The organism is Oleiphilus sp. HI0079 (assembly GCF_001635105.1).
Window position 1 is genome coordinate 1 of sequence record NZ_LWFT01000971.1, and the last position, 800, is coordinate 800.

The window sequence follows — 800 nt, forward strand, 5'->3', positions numbered from 1 at the left end:
TTCGTTTGCGTAATGAATAACATGCGCAACAGCCGCCGTTATCCCGTTTAATACGTCACGCCCCCATGGAACGTAAAGCACTAATGCACCAAGACCGATCTGAATAACAAGCGCTCCAAGAACAGTCCGCAACTTGATGGCTTTGCGGTTAGTGGACAGTAAAAACGCGAAGCCAAGCAACACGCATACACCTAACAAGCTCATAAGAATAGACATTCAGGCTTCACTCTATAAAAGACAAATTGCTTAAAAAGGTTAGCAAAGTTTTCCTCTTTGGCTTGGTTTTCATGCTTGCGCCCCGCATGAGCATCTGACAAGCTAACGAAAAACACAGAAGACCTACATGGACGCAATCCTGAACTCCGAGCTTATCAGTAACTGGCTACCTAGCGTGCTTGCCTTTATTGGTGCGGTCACGCTGCTCACGGCGGCAAACCACTTCATCGTTGTACGCAAAAAACATCTCGGCAGCGAAAGAAAAGTACCCCGCCAGATACTAATGCTGTTTCTTACTTTAGCCTGCGTTATTGGTGTCATCTTATCGCTACCGATCGATGCGCAACTTCGTAATCAAATCATTGGCCTGATTGGTATCCTGCTTTCAGGTTTGATCGCCTTTTCTTCTACCAATATTATCGGCAATCTGATGGCCGGTATTCTACTGCGCATTACCAAACCATTTGGAATTGGCGATTTTGTGCGCGTTGGCGACTTCTTCGGCCGCGTCTCCGAGCGAGGCCTATTCGATACAGAGATCCAATCTGAGAATCGAGAGCTCATCTCACTGCCAAACTCCTTTC

Annotated in this window: 2 protein-coding genes; one reads left to right on the forward strand and one right to left on the reverse strand. The window is 46.9% G+C overall.

The genetic code is table 11. The features are described from left to right. Positions 1-216, reverse strand: a 216-nt coding sequence (locus A3750_RS17795) for a Na+ dependent nucleoside transporter N-terminal domain-containing protein (RefSeq protein ID WP_304440210.1), incomplete at its 3' end; no start/stop codon positions are given. Positions 217-343: 127 nt separating this feature from the next. Between A3750_RS17795 and A3750_RS17800 the strand changes: the two genes are divergently transcribed. Further along, positions 344-800 (forward strand): mechanosensitive ion channel domain-containing protein (locus A3750_RS17800; protein ID WP_156498696.1); only part of this gene is annotated, 457 nt, incomplete at its 3' end.